The 25217-nt window shown below is 40.7% G+C and carries 16 protein-coding genes and 1 tRNA gene; 4 read left to right on the forward strand and 13 right to left on the reverse strand.

Annotation, left to right across the window (positions count from 1 at the left end):
- Window positions 1-2: 2 nt before the first annotated feature.
- The 5 genes from KK060_RS12090 to KK060_RS12110 all read right to left on the reverse strand — a co-directional run bounded on the left by KK060_RS12090 (window position 3) and on the right by KK060_RS12110 (window position 7687).
- Window positions 3-3086, reverse strand: coding sequence for a SusC/RagA family TonB-linked outer membrane protein (locus KK060_RS12090; RefSeq protein WP_254153994.1), 3084 nt, complete (start codon window positions 3084-3086; stop codon window positions 3-5).
- 284 nt (window positions 3087-3370) lie between these two features.
- Complete coding sequence (locus KK060_RS12095) at window positions 3371-4369, reverse strand: aldo/keto reductase (protein ID WP_254153995.1); 999 nt, start codon at window positions 4367-4369, stop codon at window positions 3371-3373.
- A 75-nt stretch (window positions 4370-4444) separates the two neighbouring features.
- Window positions 4445-5386 carry an AraC family transcriptional regulator gene (locus KK060_RS12100; protein WP_254153996.1) on the reverse strand — a complete coding sequence of 314 codons (942 nt, stop codon included), beginning with the start codon at window positions 5384-5386 and terminating at the stop codon, window positions 4445-4447.
- 44 nt (window positions 5387-5430) lie between these two features.
- Complete coding sequence (locus KK060_RS12105) at window positions 5431-7134, reverse strand: GMC oxidoreductase (RefSeq protein ID WP_254153997.1); 1704 nt, start codon at window positions 7132-7134, stop codon at window positions 5431-5433.
- 7 nt (window positions 7135-7141) lie between these two features.
- Window positions 7142-7687: a gluconate 2-dehydrogenase subunit 3 family protein gene (locus KK060_RS12110; RefSeq protein WP_254153998.1), complete on the reverse strand. Its 546-nt coding sequence runs from the start codon at window positions 7685-7687 to the stop codon at window positions 7142-7144.
- A gap of 334 nt (window positions 7688-8021) precedes the next feature.
- Between KK060_RS12110 and KK060_RS12115 the strand changes: the two genes are divergently transcribed.
- Window positions 8022-8103, forward strand: a tRNA-Leu gene (locus KK060_RS12115).
- Between the two features lie 331 nt (window positions 8104-8434).
- The gene (locus tag KK060_RS12120; RefSeq protein WP_254153999.1) at window positions 8435-9331 is read left to right on the forward strand and encodes an SDR family oxidoreductase; all 897 of its coding nucleotides are present in this window, start codon (window positions 8435-8437) and stop codon (window positions 9329-9331) included.
- Window positions 9332-9410: 79 nt separating this feature from the next.
- Here the strand turns inward: KK060_RS12120 and KK060_RS12125 are convergent, their stop codons facing one another.
- From KK060_RS12125 to KK060_RS12145, 5 genes are all read right to left on the reverse strand, one after another.
- On the reverse strand, window positions 9411-11732 hold the full coding sequence (locus tag KK060_RS12125; RefSeq protein ID WP_254154000.1) for a glycoside hydrolase family 3 N-terminal domain-containing protein: 2322 nt from the start codon (window positions 11730-11732) through the stop codon (window positions 9411-9413).
- Window positions 11733-12035: 303 nt separating this feature from the next.
- On the reverse strand, window positions 12036-14033 hold the full coding sequence (locus KK060_RS12130; protein WP_254154001.1) for an aconitate hydratase: 1998 nt from the start codon (window positions 14031-14033) through the stop codon (window positions 12036-12038).
- 194 nt (window positions 14034-14227) lie between these two features.
- A complete protein-coding gene (locus tag KK060_RS12135; RefSeq protein ID WP_254154002.1) occupies window positions 14228-15643 on the reverse strand; it encodes an efflux transporter outer membrane subunit in 1416 nt (471 codons plus the stop codon).
- Complete coding sequence (locus KK060_RS12140; protein WP_254154003.1) at window positions 15640-18771, reverse strand: efflux RND transporter permease subunit; 3132 nt, start codon at window positions 18769-18771, stop codon at window positions 15640-15642. The genes KK060_RS12135 and KK060_RS12140 overlap by 4 nt, the downstream gene beginning before the upstream one ends.
- Before the next feature lie 50 nt (window positions 18772-18821).
- On the reverse strand, window positions 18822-19997 hold the full coding sequence (locus KK060_RS12145) for an efflux RND transporter periplasmic adaptor subunit (protein ID WP_254154004.1): 1176 nt from the start codon (window positions 19995-19997) through the stop codon (window positions 18822-18824).
- A 305-nt stretch (window positions 19998-20302) separates the two neighbouring features.
- On the opposite strand from KK060_RS12145, the gene KK060_RS12150 reads away from it, so the two are divergent.
- Window positions 20303-21457 carry a S8 family serine peptidase gene (locus KK060_RS12150; RefSeq protein ID WP_254154005.1) on the forward strand — a complete coding sequence of 385 codons (1155 nt, stop codon included), beginning with the start codon at window positions 20303-20305 and terminating at the stop codon, window positions 21455-21457.
- Window positions 21458-21460: 3 nt separating this feature from the next.
- On the opposite strand, the gene KK060_RS12155 is transcribed toward KK060_RS12150, so the two are convergent.
- From KK060_RS12155 to KK060_RS12165, 3 genes are all read right to left on the reverse strand, one after another.
- The gene (locus KK060_RS12155) at window positions 21461-21715 is read right to left on the reverse strand and encodes a hypothetical protein (RefSeq protein ID WP_254154006.1); all 255 of its coding nucleotides are present in this window, start codon (window positions 21713-21715) and stop codon (window positions 21461-21463) included.
- A 53-nt stretch (window positions 21716-21768) separates the two neighbouring features.
- Entirely contained in the window at window positions 21769-22086 is a 318-nt protein-coding gene (locus tag KK060_RS12160; RefSeq protein WP_254154007.1) for a hypothetical protein, read from the reverse strand.
- A 453-nt stretch (window positions 22087-22539) separates the two neighbouring features.
- Window positions 22540-22983: a PfkB family carbohydrate kinase gene (locus KK060_RS12165; protein ID WP_254154008.1), complete on the reverse strand. Its 444-nt coding sequence runs from the start codon at window positions 22981-22983 to the stop codon at window positions 22540-22542.
- 240 nt (window positions 22984-23223) lie between these two features.
- Between KK060_RS12165 and KK060_RS12170 the strand changes: the two genes are divergently transcribed.
- Window positions 23224-24870 carry a UxaA family hydrolase gene (locus KK060_RS12170; protein ID WP_254154009.1) on the forward strand — a complete coding sequence of 549 codons (1647 nt, stop codon included), beginning with the start codon at window positions 23224-23226 and terminating at the stop codon, window positions 24868-24870.
- The last annotated feature ends 347 nt before the right edge of the window (window positions 24871-25217 follow it).

Raw genomic sequence — 25217 nt, forward strand, 5'->3', positions numbered from 1 at the left:
AATTAGAATTTAAGATTTACACCTACTTGATAAGTAATGGAGCTTATTCCTCCTTCAGCATAAGTTGCATTGCCCCACTCCGGATCAAATCCTTCATAATCAGTAAATACAAATGGATTTAGAACATTCCCATATATTCTAAGTGAACTAATACGGGCACGTTCGAGGGCACTTGCAGGAATAGTATAACCAAGGGTAATGTTCTTAACCTTTATGAAGCTGGCATCTCTGTAGGCAGCCACACCATTTTCAGTTCGCCAGTACGGACCAAAGTTTTTAGGTTGAGGATATTCGTTTGAATGGCGCTCAGGCGTTACGTTATTGGCAGGCATGTACCAGTTAACGTTAAGCTTCTGCCTTCCTCTGTCATCCCAATTAAGAAACTCTTCGTGAAAAGGACTGTATACCTGTACTCCCTGTCGGGTAAATAAAGAAGCAGAGAAGTCAAAACCTTTAAATGTTAAAGTGGTTGTAACACCACCCGTCCATGAAGGCATAGAGGTACCTATAATTCTTCTGTCTTCAGGAGTAATAGCGCCATCGCTGTCCATGTCTTTTACGCGGGCCTGCCCTGGTAATTGATTGTAAGATGCAGCAAGATCACGATCTTCTTCCTGCCAGATACCACCAAATACATAGGTATAGTTTACGTTAATCGGTTCTCCTATAAACCATTTGTTTCCTGGCAGGTCTTGCTTGCCATTCAAAAGCTCAAGAATCTCGTTTTTGTTTTTAGTAAAATTAAATGATGTAGACCACGTTAAATTATCATTGGTTACGTTTATAGTAGTCAAAGCGAGTTCTATACCTCTGTTTCTAACTGTTGCCACGTTATCCCATACTCTAGGATGGCCAATTTCAGGAGGTAACTGTCTATTAATTAACAGTTCTCTGGAACGCCTGTTATATAAATCAACTGATCCTGTAACGCGCGTTTCAAATAAAGAGTAATCGACTCCTACATTAAGCTCACTTGTTCTTTCCCAGGTGAGGGATCTATTTCCTAATCCTCCTGGGGCAAATCCTCCTGCATTTGTACCACCAAAATCATAATAAGACTGGGAACTTGCTGCAACCGTTGTTGTGTAAGGGTCGATTGCATTGTTACCTGTAAACCCATAGCTTACTCTGAAAGCCAGGTGATTGACAGCTCTTAAACCTGACATGAAGAGTTCTTCAGAGATTTTCCAGGATGCCGCAGCAGAAGGAAACGAAGCCCATTTATTTCCTTCGGACAGAACTGAGGCACCATCCCATCGATCTGACAATGTCAAAAAGTATTTATCCTTCCATGAATAATTTAAACGAACTGCAAATGACATTAGGGAGTATTTGCCAAAACCGGTATCAGCGCGTTGGTCTGCAGTAGGAGCACTTCCGATGTTGCTATAACCCGAGTTAAAAGGGAGGTTATTACCTGAAGCAAATGTTGAGTCATTGCGGAATATATTCATAGAATATAATCCCATCAGGTTAAAATTGTGATCACCAAATGTTTTATTAGCGGTAACCTGGTTATCCCAAACGTAGGAGAAAGATTCTACCGTAGAAAGCTCAGCACTACCCAGTAGCCCAACCCGTCCTTCTGAATTTGGTCCCCAATACCTTCCCCTTTTCCAATTTCTTAAAGATGGCGCAAAAGTGCTTCGCGCACTTAGCCAATTAACAGGAGCATATTGAAGGTAAACATTACCTAATATATTATAAGTATGTCTGTCATCCTTTGCGTTCTCCATGTCAATTAAAGGGTTTACAGAACTTGTCATATCTATGTAAGGAAGATCTTTGCCGGGTTGAATAGCAAGTTCATTTGGTCTATCCGTATAGTACGGTTTTACAAGAGGTGACATTCTAAATGCATTAACAATTGCATTTGGGCTTCCTGCTTGCTGGTCCGCTAGCGCCAAGTTTAAATTAGCACCTGCAGCCCACTGGTCATTGATTGTATGACTAACATTTGCTTTAATGTTGTAGCGCTTGTAGCTCTCATTAATTACGTTTCCAGTTTCTTCCTGATAGCCCACGCCTAACGTATATCCTATCTTATTTTCTGAGGTACCAGAGGCAGATATCCAGTGGTTCTGCTGAGAACCCGTTTGAAGAAGAAGATCAGGCCAATCGGTAAAATCCTTCTCAGCAAGTCTTCTGGTCAGCTCAGTTCTATCTGTAGTGTTGTTACCAATCGCGGCATCGTAGGCCTGATTATTTTGCATTGCAGGTGTGATGTAAGCATCCTGACGGAAGTTCCACCAGGTAGTACCATCCATAAAATCAGGTAAACGAGCTGGCGTTCTCCATCCATAATAACCATCATAAGAAATGGTTGCTTTTCTTTTAACAGATGCACCTTGCCTTGTTGTTACAATAACCACTCCGTATGCGCCACGTGACCCATAGATAGCGGTTGAAGAAGCATCCTTCAATATGTCCATCCGCTCTATATCCTGAGGGTTAAGAAAATCGATGTTGTCTGTAATAACCCCATCAACAACATACAGGGGATTACCCCCCTTTAAAGATTGTTGTCCTCTGATTTGTACTTTAAAACCTGCACCGGCGCGACCAGAAGGATTTGAAATGTCTACGCCTGCAACCTGTCCTTGTACACCTTCAAGTGCGCTTACGGGACCTCTCTTTGTAATTTGATCCGGTTCAATGGTAGCTACAGACCCTGTTAAATCTGTTTTCTTTACAGTTCCATAACCGACAACTACAACTTCATTTAGCTCAGTCACATCTGGAGACATGGCTACGTCGATGGAAGTTCTTGACCCTATCGAAACCTCCTGTGACGCATACCCAATAAACGAAAACACAAGTACACCGTTTAAATCTGGAACACTAATCCGGTAATTTCCATCGGTGTCTGTGGTGGTTCCTGTGGTTGAGTTCTTCAAGAGGACTGTTACGCCGGGTAGTCCTGAACCATCATCAGCAGAAGTTACTTTTCCTGTTACTGTAGTAGATTGACTGAAAGCATGTATCGGAAGATACAGTGCTAATAGTACGAAGAGCAAAATTCTCCTATTCGAATGCCTGAGCATCGCAAAAGGAGATGGCATTTTTGAGGGTAATGATAATACCATAAAAAGGTTTTTTGGGTAAGTAGATATTCGTTGGATTGGCAGCAAATACTTACTTGATGCGCAATCGATTGCATTTTAGAAAAGGTGAGTGATAATTCAAAATAAAATTGCCCAAAAAACTGTATTAATAAGATATTTTAGTGCCGGACCCCTCCATTTTCCCTATTTTATCCTAGTAAAGCGACCGTATTTGAAATAAAAATTCAGCTCATATTGTGCAATCGATAACATGCGATCTACATTAAGAATGAAGCCTAGCAAGCTCCATTCTCGCTTACATTACTTCATCTGGCGCCAACCCAATGTGGATAAAGAGAAGTCGGTCTGGCAATTTTATCCAACCTCTGGAGGTGATCGTTTGACAAACGCCATTCCACTGCACCAAGATTATCTTTTAATTGCTCTACGTTTCTAGCGCCTATTACTACGTTGCAAACCGTTTGTTGTTGTAGTAACCAATTTATTGCGATCTGTGGTATTGTCTTTCCGGTTTCAATTGAAATTCCATTTAGTATATCAACCGCGTTGTATAACAAATCAATTGATACCTGCGGACCTCCTATGTCTCCTCCTGACTTAATTCTTCCTTCAGGAAGCGCTGCGTCTCTTCTTATTTTACCGGTTAACCGACCCCATGCCAATGGGCTCCATATCATTGAACCAATGCCTTGATCCTTCCCTATTTGCAAAAGCTCAAGCTCCGCATCTCTTCCTATTAAAGAATAATATATCTGATGGACTACAAACTTTTCAAAACCTTCTCGCTCTGATGTTGAGAGCGCCTTCATTAACTGCCATGCAGCGAAATTAGAACATCCGATATAACGAACCTTTCCGCTTCTCACCAAGTGATTGAGTGTGCTTAGTGTCTCCTCTAATGGTGTAGTGTAATCAAAGCCATGAATAAAATACAAATCAATATAATCCGTTTGAAGTCTTTTCAAACTTGCCTCACATTCTCTGATCAGGTGATAACGGGATGCACCTCTATCGTTGGGCTGATCTCCTGTGGCGAAGGTAGCTTTGGTAGCTATAATAGAATTGTGGCGTCTGCCTTTAAGTGCTGCTCCCAGTATTTCTTCTGCTGCACCAAGGGAATAGACATTTGCTGTGTCAAAAAAGTTTAACTGGTTTTCAAGACAAACATCAATTAACGCTGATGCTTCTTTTACATCGGTTTCGCCCCACCGCTTAAAAAATTCATTCGTTCCACCGAATGTTCCTGTTCCAAGACTAAGCACAGGCACACGCAATCCTGACTTTCCTAATTGACGATATTCCATAATGATAATTTATATGATTTTTATATCACACAAATTTCAATATGCTAACCCTACAGCTTCAGCACATTATACTGTTTAACTGGTACTTTCCACAGATTTTAAAATTTCGGATGGCGACGTTCCGGTTTGGCTTTTATAGAAACGTGCAAAATAGGAAGGGTCTTCAAACCCAAATCTATAAGCAATCTCTGCAATAGTCTCGTTAGAATTCTTAAGACAAGCTGTTGCATAGCTAACCAATTGCTGTCTGATTAGTTGCCCTGCAGATTTACCTGTAATTGTCTTAACGGTGTCATTCAGATGGTTTTGAGCTACGCCAAGCTCGTTGGCATACTCGGAAACTTTCTTCAACTTAACCACCTTATTATCTTCAAGTACTTTAAAGTCCTTCAAATATAAAGCTGTAAAATCCTGCAACAACTTTAATCCGCGATGATTAAATTTAGGCTGATCGTTTTTTCTTGTTCCGCTTATAAAGCTTGCCTTTGCCAATAGTGTTTGAATATGGCTTCTTATAATCGGATGAGTAGATTTACTTCTATCCCTTGCTTCGACTTCAATAAGCCGAAATAAAGTAACGAAATACTCCATGTCCTGCTCCGAGAGTTTGATCACTGCGTTATCACCTGCCTGGAAGTACGGCAGGGTAACTAGATATTGTTTATCAGTCCTGCCCAGGTTGAAGAAGTCCTCTGAGAAGGTGCAGAAAAAACCTCTGTGTGCCTCTAATTCCGTTTGCCAGGATGTTATAACACCTGGAGGCACAAAACATAACATGTTCTTTGCTACATAGTAGTCACGTGCTCCGATGGATAAAATTCCTTCTCCTTCCATAACCAGTACTACCATGTAGAAGCCCAGGCGATGGACAGGGATCACATTCTTCCATTCGCATTTGTAATGAAAATCAAAATGTTGAAGCGAAAGGAAAGTATTCTCTTCTTTGCTTTTGTCTGATTCTTTTAAATACGAATTTACGTATGAGTCTCCCTGATAGATCGGTATCTGTTTCCGCATATTTGTACATTATAAGCAATGTCAACACCGCCTGCGCTAATTCTTTATACCATCTTGCTTCTGACAACATAGTCAACAGCACGGGCCGCTAATGCCATGTATGTTAAGGACGGATTTTGTGTTGCGGTAGATGTCATACACGCTCCATCAGTTATAAACACATTTTTACATGCATGTAACTGGTTCCATTCATTAAGCAATGATGTTTTCGGATCTTTACCCATACGCACCCCTCCCATTTCATGGATATCTAAACCAGGAGCTTGTTTTGAGTCACTTACTTTAATATCAACAAAGCCTGCCTTCTCATACATCTCTGTAAACTGTTCAATAAAATCTTTCACCATCTTCTCGTCATTGTCATCGTAGTCAATAGAGATTTTCAGTTTAGGCATGCCCCATTCATCCTTTTGAGTTTCATCCAACGCAACATAATTAGTTTCTTTCGGAATAGTCTCTCCCATCATGTGGGAATTCACGTGCCACACACCAAGTTTCGTTTTTGCAAGGTTGTCCTTTAGCTCAACACCTAACCCATCCCAACCCTGCTCATCATAACGACCTGAGTGAAATCCTGCCGCGTATCCGCGAAGGAAATCCGTTTCCTGTTTATGAAGATTTCTAAATCTTGGAATATATCCGCTTGTAGGTCTCTTTCCTTTTGTTGTTGAGTCAAGAAACCCTTCATAAGAAGCATTAATCCTCGCCCTGTAATTATGAAACGCCACATATTTACCTAACAACCCATTATCATTTCCAAGACCGTTAGGGAAACGATTGGACTTAGAGTTGAGGAGTATAAGGTTGGTATTAAGTGCAGCTGCATTAACAAAAATTACAGGTGCATAATATTCTACTGATTCTTTTGTTTTTGCATCGATAACCAGAACACCTTTGGCTTTTCCTTTTGCTTCATCATAAAGTATAGAATGAACTACAGAATCGGGTCTTAAAGTAAGGTTACCGGTTTTAGCTGCCCATGGCAAAGTCGAAGAGTTACTGCTGAAGTATCCGCCAAAAGGACAACCACGTTGACATATTGTTCGATGCTGGCATTGGGCTCTGCCTTGTTGTATATGAATTGGCTGAGGATCGGTAATATGGGCACAACGGGCAACGATGAGATGCCTGTTACCGTAATTTTCCTTAAGTTTTTCTTTAAAATATTTCTCAACGCATGTGAGCTCGATGGCAGGAAGGAATTCTCCGTCAGGTAATTCAGGAAGACCGTCTTTATCACCTGAAATCCCCGCGAACTTCTCTACATGGCTATACCATGATGCAATGTCTTTATAACGTATGGGCCAGTCAACTGCAAATCCATCCCGCGCAGGTCCTTCAAAATCGAAATCACTCCAACGTTGTGTTTGTCTTGCCCATAATAATGATTTGCCGCCTACCTGATAGCCCCTTATCCAATCAAAGGGTTTCTCCTGTATATAAGGATGTTCGTTGTCTTTTACGAAAAAATGCATGGCATCTTCCCGGAAGGCATAACATCTGCTTACTACTGGATTTGCTTCTTTAATTTCCTGAGGAATTTCACCGCGATGTTTAAATTCCCAGGGCATCATGTTGGTAGTCGGATAATCGACATTATGTTTTACATCTCTTCCGCGCTCGAGCACAAGCGTCTTAAGTCCACGTTCTGTTAACTCTTTAGCCACCCACCCTCCGCTGATACCAGATCCAATTACAATTGCATCATAAGTCCGTTGTTGAGCGCTATCTATATTAAAATTCGCCATTTGTAAATTAAACGTTAGGGGTTTCAGACACTGCTATACATCCTTTCCAACCAGGACCAGGAACAAGCTGATAAGGTTTTACTTCTGTAAGAAAATATTGAGAAGAAGTATAGCCTTGAATGATGTATTGTTTGGAGGCCATGTAGAAAGTAACGACATCTTCCTTTAGTCCAACTTCGTTCTTATCAATCTTTTTTAACAGCGTAAGTCGCTCTTCAACACTTAAATCCGAAAAAGATTTGCCGCTTATTTCTTCACATGCCTCATCAAAAGCACGTAAACCCCTCATATATTTTTCTTTAGATTCTTTATTCCCACAATCATCGATCATTACTAAGGTAAACAAATGAGCCCCAACGGTCTTAGCTCCAGGTTTGTCCGTGTCAGGAATAATTGTATCGGCAATTGCAGCAAGCAATTCTTCTTCTTCGCCTGTAACATTAAGATTACTTAAAGCAATGGAAACCTTCTTAGGATCTTTTATGCATGATGGCAGAAGCATTGCAGCGGTGGTAGCTAAAGCAAAGTGCTTCAACATCTGTCGTCGTTTCATACGGGTTAATCGTTTATTAATTTTTTTTATTTATCGACTTAGCTTTTGCAGGCAATTATATCCATACCTATCGAAAGTGAAATTTACGGAGAAATATGCTGCTCAAGACATAAAATTTAAGGAATCACATTTTTCAGCAAGAATCAGGTTAACAACAAACTTAATTGCTTCCCAAGTGTATTCCTTTTCGTGAACTGAAGAAAAAGATTACCTTAATAAACATGGGTAGCTGGTTGTATAACTTTAAAAGAATATACATATTTGCAGCTCCTTCGCTGGAGCTTGGGTAACTGGGCTAGAAATAGTTAGAGGATCTAAGCTTTAGCGAAGCCAAGCCTGAGTGGCGGAACTGGTAGACGCGCACGACTCAAAATCGTGTACCTAACGGTGTGCCGGTTCGATTCCGGCCTTAGGTACAAGCTTGGAAGCAATGTTTTAGAAGCCATCCTTAACCGGATGGCTTTTTTATTTCCCTATCCAGAATGACAATCACCAACTTCAATTCAGGTAGAAACGGCAATAAGTTCTTGAGACCGCTTCAATCGACGAAGATATACCCGTGAACTATACTACGGCATTCCGCGGAAAACTTAAAACCACCATTTGAATTTTCTCTTCCCATCCAAATGACAGCCGAGGAAGCATTATAACCTGGCCGTTGGCGTTAAGCGTGGTTTTTGAAGTTTCTTATTTAACTGGCATAGTTCTATTCGAAGCACGTGACATTACACTGAAAACATAATTCTTATGATAGCAGAGAAAACAAGCAAGACGGCACAAAATCCCCTGGAGAAATATCCGAAGCCTCCGTTTGAGGAACAGGAGCAACAGTTACCAGGTCGTGAGAGTGACCTTAATCCGAAGGCCGACCATGGGGAGAAATCTTATAAAGGATCCGGAAAATTAACCGGGAGAAAAGCAATTATAACCGGTGGTGATTCAGGAATAGGTCGTGCGGTAGCAATTGCTTTTGCGCGCGAGGGAGCTGACGTTCTGATATCTTACCTGAATGAGCATGATGATGCTAAAGAAACGGCAAAGTATGTTGAAGAGGCCGGGCGTAAGGCTCTGACAATAGCAGGAGATATAAGTGACGAAAACCATTGTAAAGAAATTATTGAAAGAGCTGTTAAAGAGTTTGGTCAAATTGACATTCTTGTAAACAACGCAGCTTTTCAAATGGAAAGAGAATCTTTGCAGGAGATTTCTACAGAAGAATGGGATCGGACTTTTAAAGTAAACATCTATCCTATGTTCTATCTTTGTAAAGCAGCAGAAAAATACCTGAAGCCAGGTAGTACAATAATTAACACAACTTCTGTTAACGCTTATAAGGCGCCTCCTAAATTAATTCCTTACTCCGCTACAAAAGCAGCGATACAAAATTTCACAGTGAGCCTGGCGCAACTTTGGGCAGAAAAAGGTATCAGGGTAAACTGTGTAGCTCCTGGTCCAATATGGACACCGTTAATTCCTTCAACCATGGGCACGGAACATGTAAAGTCATTTGGTGAAAGTGTTCCATTAAAAAGAGCAGGACAACCTGCAGAATTAGCGCCGGCCTATGTATTATTAGCCTCTGAAGACTCCAGTTATATGACTGGTTCTACCGTTCAGGTAACGGGTGGGTATCCTACTATATAGGAAGTAACTTCTACAGTTTTAACATAAGAAGGCTAACCTTTTCGGTTAGCCTTCTTATCTGTTTAAGAATTAAACATTCTTATTTGGTTCTCAACGTGTTGATATCTCTCGCTGGCACCAATACTTTGTTAGTTTTTGAAACAACCTTTGTTTCTTTAACATCATACTTACCTTTCAAGGGAAGATCTGCTACTGACGTTCCTACTAAGATGCCGTAGGAACCTTTTTCTGTAATCCATGCCGATTGGCTAGCATCGAAGGAAGCAAGGTCTGCAGATGTAAGGGTAAATTCAAGTTGCTGTTGTTCCCCAGGTTTAAGAAGCTTTGTTTTTGCAAAAGCCTTTAACTCTTTTGCTGGTTTTATTAAGTTACCTTTAGGAGCTGCTATAAATACCTGAGCAACTTCTTTTCCTGGGCTCTTTCCGGTATTCTTAATAACGCATGTAATTTTTACATCCCCTTTAGACTCGCTTACTTTTAAATTCGATAAAGAGAATTTACTGTATGAAAGTCCGAAACCAAAAGGATATGAAACTGGCACACCAAATGTCTTGAAGTAACGGTATCCGACAAAAATATCTTCTTCATAAACCACTTCTGACTTCACACCCATAAATGCTGCAAAACCTCCTTCTTTGGTATGGGCCTCCAGTTCTTTACCAGGAAAGTTTTTAGAGGAAGAAACATCTTCATAATTTACAGGAAAAGTCGTTGCCAGTTTGCCTGAAGGATTAACTGTACCGAATAACACATCTGCTACAGCGTGTCCTCCCTCCTGACCGGATTGCCATGTAATAAGAATAGCGTCTGCATATTGTTTCCATGACGCTGTTTCGATAACTCCACCAATGTTAAGTAATACTATGAACCGCTTGTTTCTCTTATGAAAAGCTTCTGCTGTTTTTTTTAAGTGATCACTTTCCACTTGTGTAAGATTAAAATCTGCTTCTAGTTTACGATCTGCAAATTCGCCGGAAGTACGTGTAAGTGTAAATACTGCAACTGAACTTACTTCTGCCAGGCTATCCAATTGCTTATCAGAAAAACCCATCTCTGGTGCAATTTTATCAGGCTCAAAGAAAAACTGCTTGGGTGGTATTTTGGCCTTTTCCTCCTTGAGATATTTCTGATAATAATTGGCTAAGGGTTCAGAAAGCAGTATGCCTTTCTTCTGCAATCCCTCATATATAGATACGGTATAAGCCTTATTAACATCACCACTCCCAGTTCCACCGGCAATAGTTTCATAAGATCCTATTCCCAACAGGGCGATTGGCGACTGTGCATTCTTGAGAGGTAACGTATAATTTTCATTTTTTACCAATACCATTCCTTCGCTCGCAGCATCTTTTGCAACACGCTTATGCGCTTCAAGATCGGGTTTGTATGATGGTTTATAATTTCTAAAAGTTAATGTTTGCGAATATACCTTAAGAATTGCTTCAACGTTCTTATTCAGGACGTTTTCAGAAAGCGAACCATCTTTAATAGCGTTGAGTATATCCTGTTCCTGCTTTGTTGTGCCTGGCATGAGAAGGTCATTACCTGCAAGCATTTGTTTTGCAGGACTTTCACCACCAAACCAATCCGTCATTACAAATCCTTTGAAACCCCATTCCTTACGAAGAATGGTAGTAAGTAATTCCGGGCTCTCTGATGCAAACACCTCATTAATTTTATTATAAGAAGACATCACGCACCAAGGCTGTGATTCCTTTACAGCTATTTCGAAATTCCTTAAGTAGATCTCCCTTAAGGCACGCTCACTGACAATGGTGTTGATCTTGTTGCGATTTGTTTCCTGATTATTTGCAGCGAAATGTTTTATGGTAGCACCGACACCCTGAGATTGCAGACCTCTTACAAATGCAGCCGCCATTTTCCCAGACACTACCGGATCTTCTGAGTAGTATTCAAAGTTACGGCCTCCTAACGGATTACGATGAATGTTAAGGGCTGGGGCAAGCGCAATGTCTACACCATATTCCTTAGCCTCATTTCCATAGGCAACACCCACCTTCTCCATAAGCTCGGTATTAAAAGTAGACGCTATTGATGTTGCAACAGGGAAACCTGTACAATAAAAAGTCTGATCAGCTTGAGAAGATCTTTTAGGATCTATTCTAACCCCGGCGGGGCCATCAGCCATCACAACTTTAGCAATACCTAATCTTTCTATAGACTGACTCGTTCCTGCCGCGCCAGGCACTTTATCTTCCGTAGACCCAACAGTGGTACCTCCTTGGCCTGGCATTTTCATACCTGCCCCTACAACCAATTTTACCTTTTCCTCTACAGTAAGTTTACCAATGATTGCTGGAATATCATTAGCAGTAATTTGTTGAGCTTTGATGGAATAATACCCCATCGATATAAGAAGAAGCAATAAACATCTTTTCATAAAATACTTATATTATTTTCTATAGATTATATTAACCACGAATATCATATGTGTCAAATATACACATTGTTTGGTCTAAGCAAGTATTGACCTGGGCTTTTCTTGTTATTGAAATGACGATGATTCAAGCTGAATAAATGTGTATTTTGGACACATTAGATTGGAATCATGTGCGACTAACGAGAAGAAATGAATAAAGGCTTACGAATTGAAGTTAGAAACAAAGAAGAATAGGATAGTCATTTAATAGATATAGTTATTATTGAAAGAACATCTTTTCAATAATAACTATATCGAGAAACTTTAAACTTCGTCTGACATAACTTCGGTTTTTTCTGGTTTGGATGATGGCATGCGGAAGTAGTTAATCACACCTCCGGCCAATACAACCTTCACTTGTCTCTCAGAAAGGTTATGCTTCAGCTCATACTGAAGTTGTTTTGTTTGATTTACAGCAGTAATATTTTTGCCAGGGGCCAGTACGTCTAGCAGGTGCTCAAATTTAATTACGTCAGTTTCTTCGATGGTGTCGTAATCCTCCTTGTTAACAAACTCCAGTGGAACAATTCCAAAATTAATGAGGTTTTGCCATCCTAGACGTGCATAACTTTTTGCCAGTACTGCCACCTGTCCTAAGTAACGCGGTGCTATAGCTGCATGTTCACGACTTGACCCCTGGGCATAATTATCTCCAGCTACTACAACGTGCCCGCCAAAGTCTTCTTTAGCCCGCTTTGCATCTTTGTAAAAGTTCTCCCTGATTACCGCGTAAGCCCATTTACTTATTTCAGGAATATTGCTTCTGTACGCCAAAACTTTTACTCCTGCCTTTAAAATTTCATCAGTAGAAATATTATCTCCTACTTTAAGCACTACCGGAATTGAGTAATTATTTTTTAACCTGTCGAACTTAGGTAGTGATTGAATATTCGGTCCTTTTTCCAAAGGAAGATTTCTTCCATCATCGGCCGGCGGAAGTAGCATTTGTGTATTTATAATTTCCCTTTCTGGTTGTTTGAACAAAGGATATTGTATTCCATACCTCTTCTCAAGCGTTCTAGGGTCGGTAATTGCTCCTGTTAATGCAGATGCCGCGGCAGTTTCAGGACTACAGAGATAAACACGATCGTCCAATGTACCCGAACGACCAGGAAAATTTCTTGGAACTGTTCTTAAACTATTTTTCCCGGTGGCAGGGGCTTGCCCCATTCCTATGCAGCCCATACATCCTGCCTGGTGAATACGCGCACCTGCATGATAGAAGCTAGAAAGAGCGTCCATGGCTATGAGGTTTTCCATCATTTGTCTGGAGGTTGGATTAACATCCATGGAAACACCATTATTAATTCTGTGTCCTTTAATTATCTCTGATACAATCCAAAAGTCTCTGAGACCAGGATTTGCAGAAGATCCTACAACTACCTGCGCAATTGAAGTACCCTCAACTTCACGAACGGGCACCACGTTGCCCGGGCTACTGGGAAGTGCTACCAGGGGCTCAAGTTCAGAAAGGTTTATCTCATCAAAAAGGTCATAGGAGGCACCGTCATCAGGCACAAGTTCCATCCAATCTTCTTCTCTGTCTTGCGCTTTCAGGAATCTCCTTATTTCATTATCTGAAGGAAAGACTGTAGTAGTTGCTCCCATCTCCGTACCCATATTTGCAATTACATGGCGGTCCATTGCGGTAAGATTAGCAAGGCCCGGACCAAAGTATTCAATGATCATACCACGACAACCTTGCACGTTGTATCTTCGAAGCATTTCCAGTACGACATCTTTTGCACTAATCCAATCCGGAAGTTTACCTGTAAGTTTAACACCTAATACCTTAGGCATCTTAATATATAACGGTTGCCCTAGCATAACGAATGCAACATCAAGCCCTCCTGCGCCTAAAGCCAGCATTCCCATCGCACCGCTAGCGGGAGTATGACTATCAGAGCCTGCCAATGTTTTACCCGGTATACCAAACCGTTCCATATGCACCGGGTGACTAACACCATTTCCCGCCATGCTATACCATAACCCAAAACGCTGAGCAGCAGAACGAAGAAAAATATGATCGTCAGCATTTCTGAAATCGGCCTGTAACAGGTTATGGTCAACATACTGTACTGATACTTCTGTTTTAACCTTGTCTAAACCCATCGCTTCAAGCTCCAGCATCACCATAGTGCCAGTAGCATCCTGAGTTAAAGTCTGATCAATCTTTAGACCTATCTCAGTGCCCGGTATCATCTCTCCGCTCAGCAAATGCGAGCTTATAAGCTTTTGTGTTACATTCAACGGCTTCTCCATAATCTTTAAATTAGTTACAACTGTCTTAGATAAACATGCTTGTTGGAGGGGCTTGAATAAACATCGTACCTATACTTTGACATATTGTATTTGTACTATCGGAGCAATAAAGTCTTCACAATTGGTTGAACAGATAGACTTAATTAAATATTGTATCGAAAAAACTGGTATTAGCCGGTGACTCAATATGGGCTTTATCTCCAGCCCCCACCTAGCGCTCTGTATAACTCGACAGTAGCTTGTAATCTTTGCAATTGATCATTAACACTGCCTAACTCAGCTTGTAACAATGATTGCCGTGCCTGAATAACTTCTGTATAATTGGCAAAACCGTTTTGAAGCAGTTCATTGGAATACTGAACTGATCGCTGCAATGACAAAATTTGATCCTTACGTATTTCTATCTTTTCAAGTGCACGCTGATGTAATGAAACGGCATCAGATACCTCCTGCCCTGCTGTAATTACTATGCGTTGAAAATTAAAAAAAGCTTCCCTTTGCTGAGCGTGCGCTATCTCATATCGTGTGCGCACAGCACGTTGATTAAAGATAGGCTGGATTAATCCTGCGGCAATGCTCGCTGCAAGTGAATTAGGATCAAATAATTCTGCCCAACTCAGGCTTGAATATCCAGCAGAGCCATTAATTGTTAACGAAGGATAGAATTGTGTTCGCGCTACGTTTGTCAGCTCGAAAGCATTTCTAAAACTTAATTCCGCCTCCTGTACATCAGGGCGAAAAGCCACCAATTGAAAAGGGATGCCTGTATTTAATACATCTACAGTCTGTTGTTCATCAAGTGTGGTTCGTTCAATACTGCGTGGTGTTGTACCCAATAAAATGCTAAGTGCATTCTCTGTTTCTCTTATTCGCTGCTTAATATCTGGAATTGTTACCTCTGCTCCATATCGTTGTGCCTCACTTTGAACTACTGCAGCACCAGTAACCACTGCAGCGTCTTTAAGCGCACGCATTGTTTGAACTGTTGTATCCCAATAATGAACTGTTTGCTCTGTTATTTTTAATTGTGCATCTAATGCAAGAAGCTGAAAGTAAGTGGTTGCAATGGATGTAACCAGTATGGATTGTACAGTACGTGCTGCAGCTTCTGATCGTAGAAGATTGGCAAGATTTGCCCGGCGATTACTTCGCAGCTTTCCCCATACGTCTATCTCCCAACTTGTTGACACGCCGATTTGATATTGGGTCGCCCTTGTCCTGATGCCAAAGCCTTGTGCTTCTGATAATCTTGATTCTGTGAACGTCGCGTTTCCATTAAGTGTTGGCCAGAACGCTGCACGACTTTGCCGAAAGGAAGCTTCAGCTTGTGCTATTCTGGTATAGGCAACCTGCAAATCAAAGTTATGTGCAATTCCTTCCGCTATAAGCCTTTGTAAAATGGTATCTTTGAATAATTCACGCCATTGAAGTTGTGCGAGGTTTGTAGTATCTCCGCTGTTGATAGAGTCACGATAAAGATTTCCTTCTGGCAATGTTGGCGGCTTGTAGCGATGCGTAATTCTGCAAGCAGAAAATAAAATTCCGAGTAAAACAAGGATGATCAGTTTTCTAAAAATGTGCCTATATAAGCTCATAGCAAGTCTGCTCATTGTTTTGATATCACTTTAGTATTAGTCTTAAAACGTTCTTGTAATGATTGAAAAACAACGAACAAAACAGGTATGATAAATAACCCTATTAGTGTACCGATAAGCATTCCTCCTATTGCACCAGTACCAATGGATCTATTGCCTGCAGCACCAGCCCCTGAGGCGATCATCAACGGAAGCATTCCAAAAATAAATGCAAATGACGTCATCAGAATAGGACGTAAACGTGCCTCTGCTCCTTCTAATGCAGCATCTATCAGCGAAAGACCATGACGCCTTCGTTCAACAGCAAATTCAACAATAAGAATGGCATTCTTGGCAAGAAGACCTACCAACATCACCAATGTGATCTGCAGATAAATATTATTTGTAATGCCAAACAAGTTTGCAAAAATAAGTACACCGGCCAGCCCTACCGGTAATGACAACAACACTGCAAATGGCAAAAGGTAGCTTTCGTACTGGGCACTTAATAGCAGATATACAAAGACAATAACAAGAAGAAAAATGAAAAGTGTTTGTCCGCCTGCGGCAAGCTCTTCTCTTGTGATGCCCGAAAATTCATATCCATAACCCGTTGGTAACTTGGCCGCTGCAACCTCCTCTACAGCTCTGATAGCATCGCCGGAACTATAGCCGGGATTAGGAGAACCTGTGACGCCAATTGACGTAAACAAATTAAATCTTGAGATAGACTGTGGTCCATATACTCTTTTTAAAGTAATGAAACCAGTAATTGGTGCCATCGTACCATCCGCATTTCTGACGTATATATTGTTAAGGCCTTCGGGATTGGCTCTGAAATTTGCCTCTGCCTGGTACATGACTCGGAATATTTTTCCAAATTGATTGAAGTTCGAGGCATACACTCCGCCGTAATATCCCTGTAGTGTACCTAGAATGTTATTTACGCTTAATCCAGATTCTTTAACACGTTCTACATTTACATCAACTTCGTATTGAGGGAAGTTTGGGTTAAAGGGAGTTTGCGCATATTGTATCTCAGGTCGTTCACTTAATGCTGAAAGAAAATCAGACGCCACACTAAAAAAGGTATTAATATCTCGTCCCGTTTTATCCTGAAGTTGAAACTCAAATCCACCGGAAACGCTAAAACCCTGAATACTTGGTGGAGCAAAAAAAACAATTCGTGCATCTCGTATGGTAGAAGTTTTAGCGAACATTTTTCCGATGATAGATTGAACGTCTTGTCCCTTACCTTTTCTTTCACTCCAATTCTTCAGTCGCATAATTACCATCCCATAATTGCTTCCTGTACCGCTGATCATTCCTCTTCCGGTGATGCGAAGAATATTTTCAATTTCAGGAATTGACCTTGCCATGTTTTCTACTTCCCTGGTTATTTCATCTGTTCTTTCCGTGGAGGCCGAGGGAGGTAGTGCCACATCTGCCATAATTGATCCCATATCTTCGTTTGGAACAAATGCTTTTGGTGTGGTTTGCATCAAATAGTAGAACAACCCTGCAAATGCAAGTAAGCCAATCCAGGCAATCCATTTCTTACGAAACAAGAAAGCAATAGAGTCGCGATACTTTCTACGTGTTGCATCAAAACCAGCATTAAAGCTTCGATAGAAGCGTTGCAGTAAATTCATTTTATGGCCCTCTTCCGTATGAGGTTTGAGAAATATAGCACACAACGCAGGGCTAAGGGTAAGGGCATTAACTGCAGACAACACAATGGAAATTGCAAGTGTCAAACCAAACTGCTTAAAGAAAACTCCGGCGGAACCACCGATAAAAGCTACAGGAATGAACACTGCGGACATGACCAGGGTAATTGAGATAATGGCACCTGATATTTCATGCATGGCGTCTTTGGTTGCATTTATTGAAGAGTCATACCCTTGATCGAGTTTTGCATGTACTGCTTCAACAACCACAATGGCATCATCAACTACAATGCCTATAGCCAATACAAGTGCAAATAACGTTAGCAGATTGATCGTGAATCCGAACATACCTAAAAAGAAAAAAGTCCCTACTATGGCAACAGGAACAGAGATGGCGGGAATTAATGTAGATCGGAAATCCTGCAGAAAAATAAACACCACAAGAAAGACAAGTACGAACGCCTCAATTAAAGTATGAATTACTTTTTCAATAGATGCATCCAGAAAGTCATTGGCGTTAACCAGGGTTACGTATTTAATTCCTTTTGGAAAAGACTTGGCAGACTCCTCTAGAACTGCAAGACTCCCCTCAATAACCTCTTGAGCATTAGACCCCGCAGTCTGGCTTATGGCTACACCAACAGAAGGGTTGCCATTGGTGGTTGAAGCGCTTGCGTAGCTCATGGCGCCCAATTCAATTCGGGCTATGTCCCTTAACCTTAATAATTGACCGTTGCCAGTTGAGCGTAAAACAATGTCACCAAATTCTTCTGCATTTTTAAGGCGACCTCTGTATTTAATAATATATTGAAAAGCCTGCTCACCCTGTTCCCCGAATTGACCAGGAGCAGCTTCTACATTTTGTTCCGCTAATACAGCGCTTATATCCTCAGGTACCAGACCATAAGTAGCCATTACATCCGGCTTCAGCCATATACGCATTGAGTAGTCCATCCTTCCAAATGCACTTGCGTCTCCAACACCCTGTACACGTCTTATTTCCGGAACGAGATTTATCTCTGCATAATTCTGTAAAAATGTTTGATCATAAGCAGGATTATCGCTATAAAGAGAAAAGATAACAAGATTACTACTCTGGCGTTTTGCTGTAGTAACACCAGCACGTGTAACTTCCTGTGGCAAGAGCGGAGTAGCTCTTGAAACCCGGTTTTGAACATTAACGGAAGCAATATCTGGATTTGTACCAAGTTTAAAATATATAGAGATAGTTGCTGTTCCATCGTTACCTGCAGACGATGTCATATAAGTCATTCCTTCAACGCCATTAATTTGTTCCTCCAACGGAATTACTACACTATTAAGAACAACATCGGCATTTGCACCTTGATAAGATGCTGACACTACAACAGTAGGTGGCGCTATTTCAGGATACTGAGAAACAGGTAGCGTGACCAGCCCCAATATTCCCAAAAGAACAATAAGAACAGAAATAACAGTAGATAATACAGGGCGGTCAATAAATCGATCAAACATGAATTTAATGCAGGTAAGGTGAGACGAAGTTTATCACGTTCTATGTTCTATCAGGATTTCACAAGAGCCTGAAACAAGCTATCGGCACCGATTGCTTTAGGGGCAACGGTAGCACCGTCTCTCAATGATGCAACGCCTTCTACCACTATCTTTTCTCCTGGTTGAAGACCTTTTTCAACTACAAAGAATTGTCCATTGTCATTCTCCATCACGTCTATCTCCTGACTTCGTACTGTACCTGTACTTTCAACCACGTACACGAATCTTTTTCCTTGCAATTCATAAGTAGATTTTTGCGGAACAAGAAGAGCAGAATCAATTTGAACAGGAATCTGAACATTACCGGTACTTCCACTGCGAACCAAATTTTCCGGATTAGGAAATGTTGCTCTAACTCGAAGAGAACCTGTAGCAGTATTTATTTGACCACTTACTGTTTGAATTTTACCTGGGTGAGAATATTCGCTTCCATTGGAGAGAATTAGTTTAACAGGTGGAATCGTAGCAAGCCTCTCTTCCAGCGTTTTGCCTTTTAAGTTTGTAGCAGACTCCAACGCTTGTTTTTCATTGATCGAAAAGTAGGCGTAGATACGTTGTATGTCAGAAACTGTTGTTAGTGGTTGTGTTGTATTACTGCTTACAAGGCTTCCTAAGCGATAAGGTATTGTTCCTACTACACCATCGACAGGACTGGTAATTAAAGTATATGCTAAATTTGTTCTTGCATTCGCCAGTTGAGCACGTGCCTGGGCCAGTGCTGCACGACGAGACTCTAAGTTAAACTCCGCTGACTCCAACTCATACCTGCTAATAATCTCCTTCTCAACAAGTGGTTTTATCCGATTTACCTCCATTTCCGCCGTACGTACGTCTGCTTCAGCAATCTTAATGTTTGCCTGTGCGGTACGTACTTCCTGCTCATATTGAGGAGCCATTATCTGAAAAAGTTTTTGTCCTTTCTTTACGGCAGAACCTTCATCAACGAATATCCTATCAATGTAGCCATCTATTTTTGGTCGTATTTCAATATTTTGTTGTCCTTCAATTGTAGCGGGATAACTGCGCGCAAGGGTAACACTTCTTGGTTCAAGTGTTACAACAGGATAATCCTTTACGGGAGCATTACCCTGTGATTCTTTCGCGCCCTCGCCCGTGTTATCATTACACGCAAATAGAATGGACCATAAGAAAAGCAAAGGAAATGATGATGGTCTGCGTCTTTTCATAAGTATAGGGTAAGAAGCCTTTGAGTAGTTTTACTTTTTGGTAAAATGTTATTCCTTCTCACTCAAGCGCCTTCAAGAAAAGACAACGACAAGAAGAAAACGACAATTATGTGATAGTCTCTATTGATACTTCGATGCTGGTAAATACTCGCATAATAGACAGGGCAACTTTTATGTTAGTGAAGGCATTATGTTGTATTTCATTTTAAATACTAACAATGCCATTTAACGTTACAGCAGCAAATATTTGGAAGAACTTTTATAAGTTTACTTTACGTTTAAGCACAGATATATTTTATTGGTAAATGTTTAAGAGCCTTATTCAAACTACTATTCTCATAAGCATAAGTGCCTTTCTTAGCTGCAATGAGGAACCAGAAGTTGAAACCAAACCAACAGTCGATAATTGTCTTACTACGAGCAGTATAAAACAGGGACAAATTATCGAAGGTGACTATATTGTTACTTTCACTTCATCCGGATCAAGTAATGGACGATTAGAAGCAGCAAGAGCTGCTGCCTTAAAATACAGTATACCCAAATCCGCTATTCGGCGAGAAATAGAAGGAGAACGAGCTCATCTTTTAATGCAGCTGTCAGCTGATAAAGTAGAGGAGCTTAAGAAAGACACCAACATATTATCGATAGAACCTGATCGGGTAATTTCTATTTGCGCGTGCTTTAACGTTATTGAACCAAGATCTGTAACCTGGAATGTAGAGAAAGTCGGGTATGGTGACGGAACAAACAAGACTGCGTGGATTATAGACACGGGTATTGACAGTGATCATCCTGATCTAAATGTAAACACTAAGTCAAGTAAGTCGTTTCTTGAAGGCAATGATTCCTTTGAAGATGATAACGGCCATGGTACCCATATTGGAGGTATTATAGGTGCATTAAACAACAGAATAGGAACATTAGGCGTAGCGTCTGGAGCTTCTCTTGTTGCGCTTAAAGTATTGGACGAAAATGGGGATGGCAAACTTTCAGGTTTGCTGGCTGCGTTGTCGTACGTACGCTCAAACGCCAAAGCCGGCGATGTAGTAAATATCAGTGTTGGTTTTGAAGATGCATCTCAGACTTTAGAAAATGAAATTAAATCGATTGCCAACCGTGGTGTTTTCTTTGCCCTGGCAGCTGGAAATGAATCCACCAAAGCAAATACATACTCCCCTGCACGAACATCGGGTAATAATATTTACACAGTCTCTGCTGTTGACAGTCTGAACCGTTTTGCTAACTTTTCTAACTTTGGAAACGATGTGGTAGATTATGCAGCGCCGGGTGTGAGAATATTATCGGCATATAAAAACGGGAAGTATGCCATTCTAAGTGGCACCTCAATGGCTGCACCACATGTAGCAGGCATACTTCTGATAAATTCTGGGAAGATCAATAGTGCGGGTACTGCTTTAAATGATCCGGATGATGATCCGGACCCAATTGCCCACAAATAAAAACTATGAACTTGTTTCAGGTAACTCATTCGTTACTCTGATGTCTCCAGGATTCATAGCGGTATATTTCACGATCTTACAGCCATTATATTCTGTGACGATCACTTTGTCGTCATACCCATTTCGTTCCTTTACCTCCTGAGCAAGATCGTCCGCCTCGTCTGAAGGCAGGATGATATACAAAGGTGATTCTCCCTTGTGGGCATTCTGATACTTATTAATTTCTTCCTGTACTTTAGACAATATAGAATTACTCATAGCTTTCCCTTCTATTCCAAAAAAATTCTATTAATTATAATGATTACAGATGCCTAAACTTCGGCCATGTGTAATGCCTTAGACCTTGATACTTTAGTATGCAGATAAGTTGGTTTTACCACCACCGGAATTCTGTTTTCGTATAGGATATGCTTAATGTCGTTTTCCCAATTTTCTGCATAAAAGCGATAAGCAATTCTACCTGGTTCGTGTTGAGCATTCTCTACAGGTCCATGATCGATTGAGAATTGATTTAAAGCCTGATTTACATTTGTTCGGTTATGCAGAAGGTATGTTTCCCAAAGCTTGATTTCAACGATTTCCAAAGCATCTGAAATTATACCAACAGGTGTACCAGCGATGAATTGCATATTTTAAATTGATTAGGTTCTATAATAGAACCAGAATCATAAAAAACTATGCCAGCCGTTTGGCCGTCTATTACGATTGAAAAAAGATAACAACACAAAATCTTTAAGAAGAGGGCGCTCATAATCATCTGCGAATATCAAAAAGCTGGCATTAGATTTTATTGCTGCTCTTTTACAAATAAAATTGAAATGTGAATATGAAAATTAGTGCTGTTCTCTCCTCTCTTCTTATCTTATTTTTTTCGTGCAAGGACAAGGAGAAGATTATTGAAGTAGTTGATGAAGTGCCAAATGATATCTTCAACATCCAGCTATGTGAAACGCTTTCATCAACAGTAATGTCTACGTTGACAGAGTCAAAAAATAACAGGCAAGCTTATCCTGGCCTTTTTTCTGATAATGTACAGCAACAAATATTGATTACAAAAGAGACTGAAGTTTTCATCAGTTTCGTTACAGAAGGTGCCGCCAGGTTATACCTGTATAGTGAAACCATCTTACATCCTGAAGTATTTCGTTCCAGTTTATCTCACCCTGTTTAATATGAGCAAAGGCAGAATCGAACCTGTCATAAATAATGCGGGAAGCACGCTGAATTGCTCCATTCTCAAGAAAGTAAACACCCATTCTTTCTTTACCATATATAATACCGTTTGTGTTTACTCCCAGTTTTCTGAGCGATTGTGTAGCTGCATGGCCAAGGTCATTATCCGGAAACTTAGTTACATGAGCCGATGGAATACCAAAGTTCTGTAACGATACAGCTACGTTAGCTTCTGCGCCGGCATAAGTAACAATAAAACTACCAGCTTGTGTAAAACGCGCAAAGGCCGGGGTAGAGAGCCTTAACATTACTTCTCCAAACGTAACAACACTGGGATTCTTCTCCTTATTCATAATTGAGGTAAGCTGTTATAGTGACGACGATGAAATATAGGAAGTACCCTACTTATCAACCAAGTAATATTTTCCTGCAGCTTTAGGCGGGAAGTTTTCTGCTGGCTTGTAACTTCCGGGCTTAAAGTATTGTTCTTTAAAAAATTCATTCAAGTAATTGGTAAAAGCAATAAAATTGAGGTTGTAATTATATTAAAAATAGATATATTGCGCAATCGATTGCGCATATTATGCTGATCTATGGCAAATAAATTCCTAAAAATACATCCCACAGACAATGTCTTTGTGGCGTTAACAGACCTTAAAGCCGGTGAAAACATTGTAAACAACGGCTCCTCTTTTGTTCTTAACGATGACATTCCGTCAAAACACAAGTTTGTTGAGTATGACCTCAACCCCGATGATGAAGTAGTTATGTATGGTGTACTTGTAGGAAAAGCATTAAGCCATATTCCTAAAGGCGGTGCCATCGGTACGCATAATGTTAAGCACAAGTCGTCGTCCTTCGCAAAACGTACCGAACCTTTCTCCTGGAACGCTCCCGATGTTTCTAAATGGAAGGATAAAACTTTTCTTGGATTTCATAGGGAAGATGGCCAGGTAGGAACAGCAAACTACTGGCTTGTAGTGCCTATGGTATTTTGTGAAAACAGAAATGTTAACATCATACGTCAGGCATTTGAAGAAGAACTTGGATATGCTAAACCAGAAGCATATAAAAACTATGTTCATGAACTGGTGGAATTATATAAGTCCGGGAAAACAGATTCACTTACCTCTGCCTCACTTACTCCGCACCATACCAATGGACACAACAAGGTCTTCAAGAATATAGATGGAATTAAATTCTTAACGCATGAGGGCGGTTGCGGTGGCACGCGCCAGGATGCTGAAGCACTTTGCGCATTATTGGCGGGATATATTCACAATCCGAATGTAGCAGGAGCCACGGTACTGAGTCTCGGCTGCCAGAATGCGCAGGTAGACATCTTAAAAGACAAGCTAAACAAACTTAACGCGAACTTCTCTAAACCACTGATCATTCTTGAGCAACAAAAAGAAGGAACAGAACAGGAGTTGCTTACACAAGCCATAAGACAAACCTTTGCTGCGTTGATAGAAGTAAACAAAATTGAACGCAAGCCTGCTCCTCTAAGTAAACTTGTCGTAGGACTTGAATGTGGGGGGTCAGATGGGTTCTCAGGAATATCGGCAAACCCGGCAATAGGTCATGTATCAGATCTCATTGCTGCGCTGGGTGGCACTTCTATTCTATCTGAGTTTCCTGAACTTTGTGGTGTTGAACAAGAACTCATTAACCGTTGTGTAAATGATGACGTTGCTAACAGGTTTGTACAACTTATGCGCGCATATGCGAAAGCTGCTGAAGCTGTAGGTTCAGGATTTGATATGAATCCCTCACCAGGAAATATTAAAGATGGATTAATTACAGATGCAATGAAGTCAGCAGGGGCTGCTAAAAAGGGAGGCACTTCACCCGTTAGCGATGTTCTTGATTATACAGAGTATATCAAAAGGCCTGGACTGAACTTACTATGTACTCCTGGTAATGATGTTGAAAGCACAACTGCTATGGCGGGATCAGGCGTTAATATGATGCTCTTTACTACAGGTCTCGGTACTCCTACTGGCAATCCGATTGCCCCTGTAATTAAACTTTCTTCTAATACAAAGCTTGCACAGAAAATGCCCGATATCATTGACATTGACTGTGGTCCGATTATCACAGGAGAAAAGACCATTGAGCAATTAGGAGAAGAGATCCTCGACTTTATTATAGAAGTAGCAAGCGGACACAAGCAAGCCAAAGCTACAATGCTTCACCAGGATGATTTTATACCCTGGAAGAGAGGCGTTTCATTGTAATAATATCACTCAATAACCTATACCTCCGGCCATTCTCACGTGAGAATGGCCTTTTTTGTTAAAGTAAGTTGAATAATTATTATTAATGATTATTATGTGCATCTGTACTGCTTCATCAATCAATAGATAGAACTCAACGTTCTTTTCTTTATAACTCCAAATAAGCAAAGTATTTCGGTCTCCACCCTGGAGACAAATAGGCTTACGGAGATTATATTCATAAATCTATTTTACCGCAACCTGGCTACTGCTTTTGACAAATAGTGTCAAAACCACCAGGCGTGAAATAAAAGTATGCGCAAAGCTACAATCGATGGTGGGAGCTTAAACCAAAACACTAACTTCTA

Origin of the sequence: Chryseosolibacter indicum, from assembly GCF_018598585.1 — a bacterium.
Taxonomy (GTDB): domain Bacteria; phylum Bacteroidota; class Bacteroidia; order Cytophagales; family Cyclobacteriaceae; genus Chryseosolibacter; species Chryseosolibacter indicus.

What these genes read in the sequence shown, in the direction of transcription:
- KK060_RS12095 (WP_254153995.1), bottom strand. Translation starts at nt 4,369, where the DNA reads ATGGAATATCGTCAATTAGGAAAGTCAGGATTGCGTGTGCCTGTGCTT.
- KK060_RS12100 (WP_254153996.1), bottom strand. Translation starts at nt 5,386, where the DNA reads ATGCGGAAACAGATACCGATCTATCAGGGAGACTCATACGTAAATTCG.
- KK060_RS12120 (WP_254153999.1), top strand. Translation starts at nt 8,435, where the DNA reads ATGATAGCAGAGAAAACAAGCAAGACGGCACAAAATCCCCTGGAGAAA.
- KK060_RS12140 (WP_254154003.1), bottom strand. Translation starts at nt 18,771, where the DNA reads ATGTTTGATCGATTTATTGACCGCCCTGTATTATCTACTGTTATTTCT.
- KK060_RS12110 (WP_254153998.1), bottom strand. Translation starts at nt 7,687, where the DNA reads ATGAAACGACGACAGATGTTGAAGCACTTTGCTTTAGCTACCACCGCT.
- KK060_RS12150 (WP_254154005.1), top strand. Translation starts at nt 20,303, where the DNA reads ATGTTTAAGAGCCTTATTCAAACTACTATTCTCATAAGCATAAGTGCC.
- KK060_RS12135 (WP_254154002.1), bottom strand. Translation starts at nt 15,643, where the DNA reads ATGAGCAGACTTGCTATGAGCTTATATAGGCACATTTTTAGAAAACTG.
- KK060_RS12155 (WP_254154006.1), bottom strand. Translation starts at nt 21,715, where the DNA reads ATGAGTAATTCTATATTGTCTAAAGTACAGGAAGAAATTAATAAGTAT.
- KK060_RS12090 (WP_254153994.1), bottom strand. Translation starts at nt 3,086, where the DNA reads ATGGTATTATCATTACCCTCAAAAATGCCATCTCCTTTTGCGATGCTC.
- KK060_RS12170 (WP_254154009.1), top strand. Translation starts at nt 23,224, where the DNA reads ATGGCAAATAAATTCCTAAAAATACATCCCACAGACAATGTCTTTGTG.
- KK060_RS12160 (WP_254154007.1), bottom strand. Translation starts at nt 22,086, where the DNA reads ATGCAATTCATCGCTGGTACACCTGTTGGTATAATTTCAGATGCTTTG.
- KK060_RS12105 (WP_254153997.1), bottom strand. Translation starts at nt 7,134, where the DNA reads ATGGCGAATTTTAATATAGATAGCGCTCAACAACGGACTTATGATGCA.
- KK060_RS12145 (WP_254154004.1), bottom strand. Translation starts at nt 19,997, where the DNA reads ATGAAAAGACGCAGACCATCATCATTTCCTTTGCTTTTCTTATGGTCC.
- KK060_RS12130 (WP_254154001.1), bottom strand. Translation starts at nt 14,033, where the DNA reads ATGGAGAAGCCGTTGAATGTAACACAAAAGCTTATAAGCTCGCATTTG.
- KK060_RS12125 (WP_254154000.1), bottom strand. Translation starts at nt 11,732, where the DNA reads ATGAAAAGATGTTTATTGCTTCTTCTTATATCGATGGGGTATTATTCC.
- KK060_RS12165 (WP_254154008.1), bottom strand. Translation starts at nt 22,983, where the DNA reads ATGAATAAGGAGAAGAATCCCAGTGTTGTTACGTTTGGAGAAGTAATG.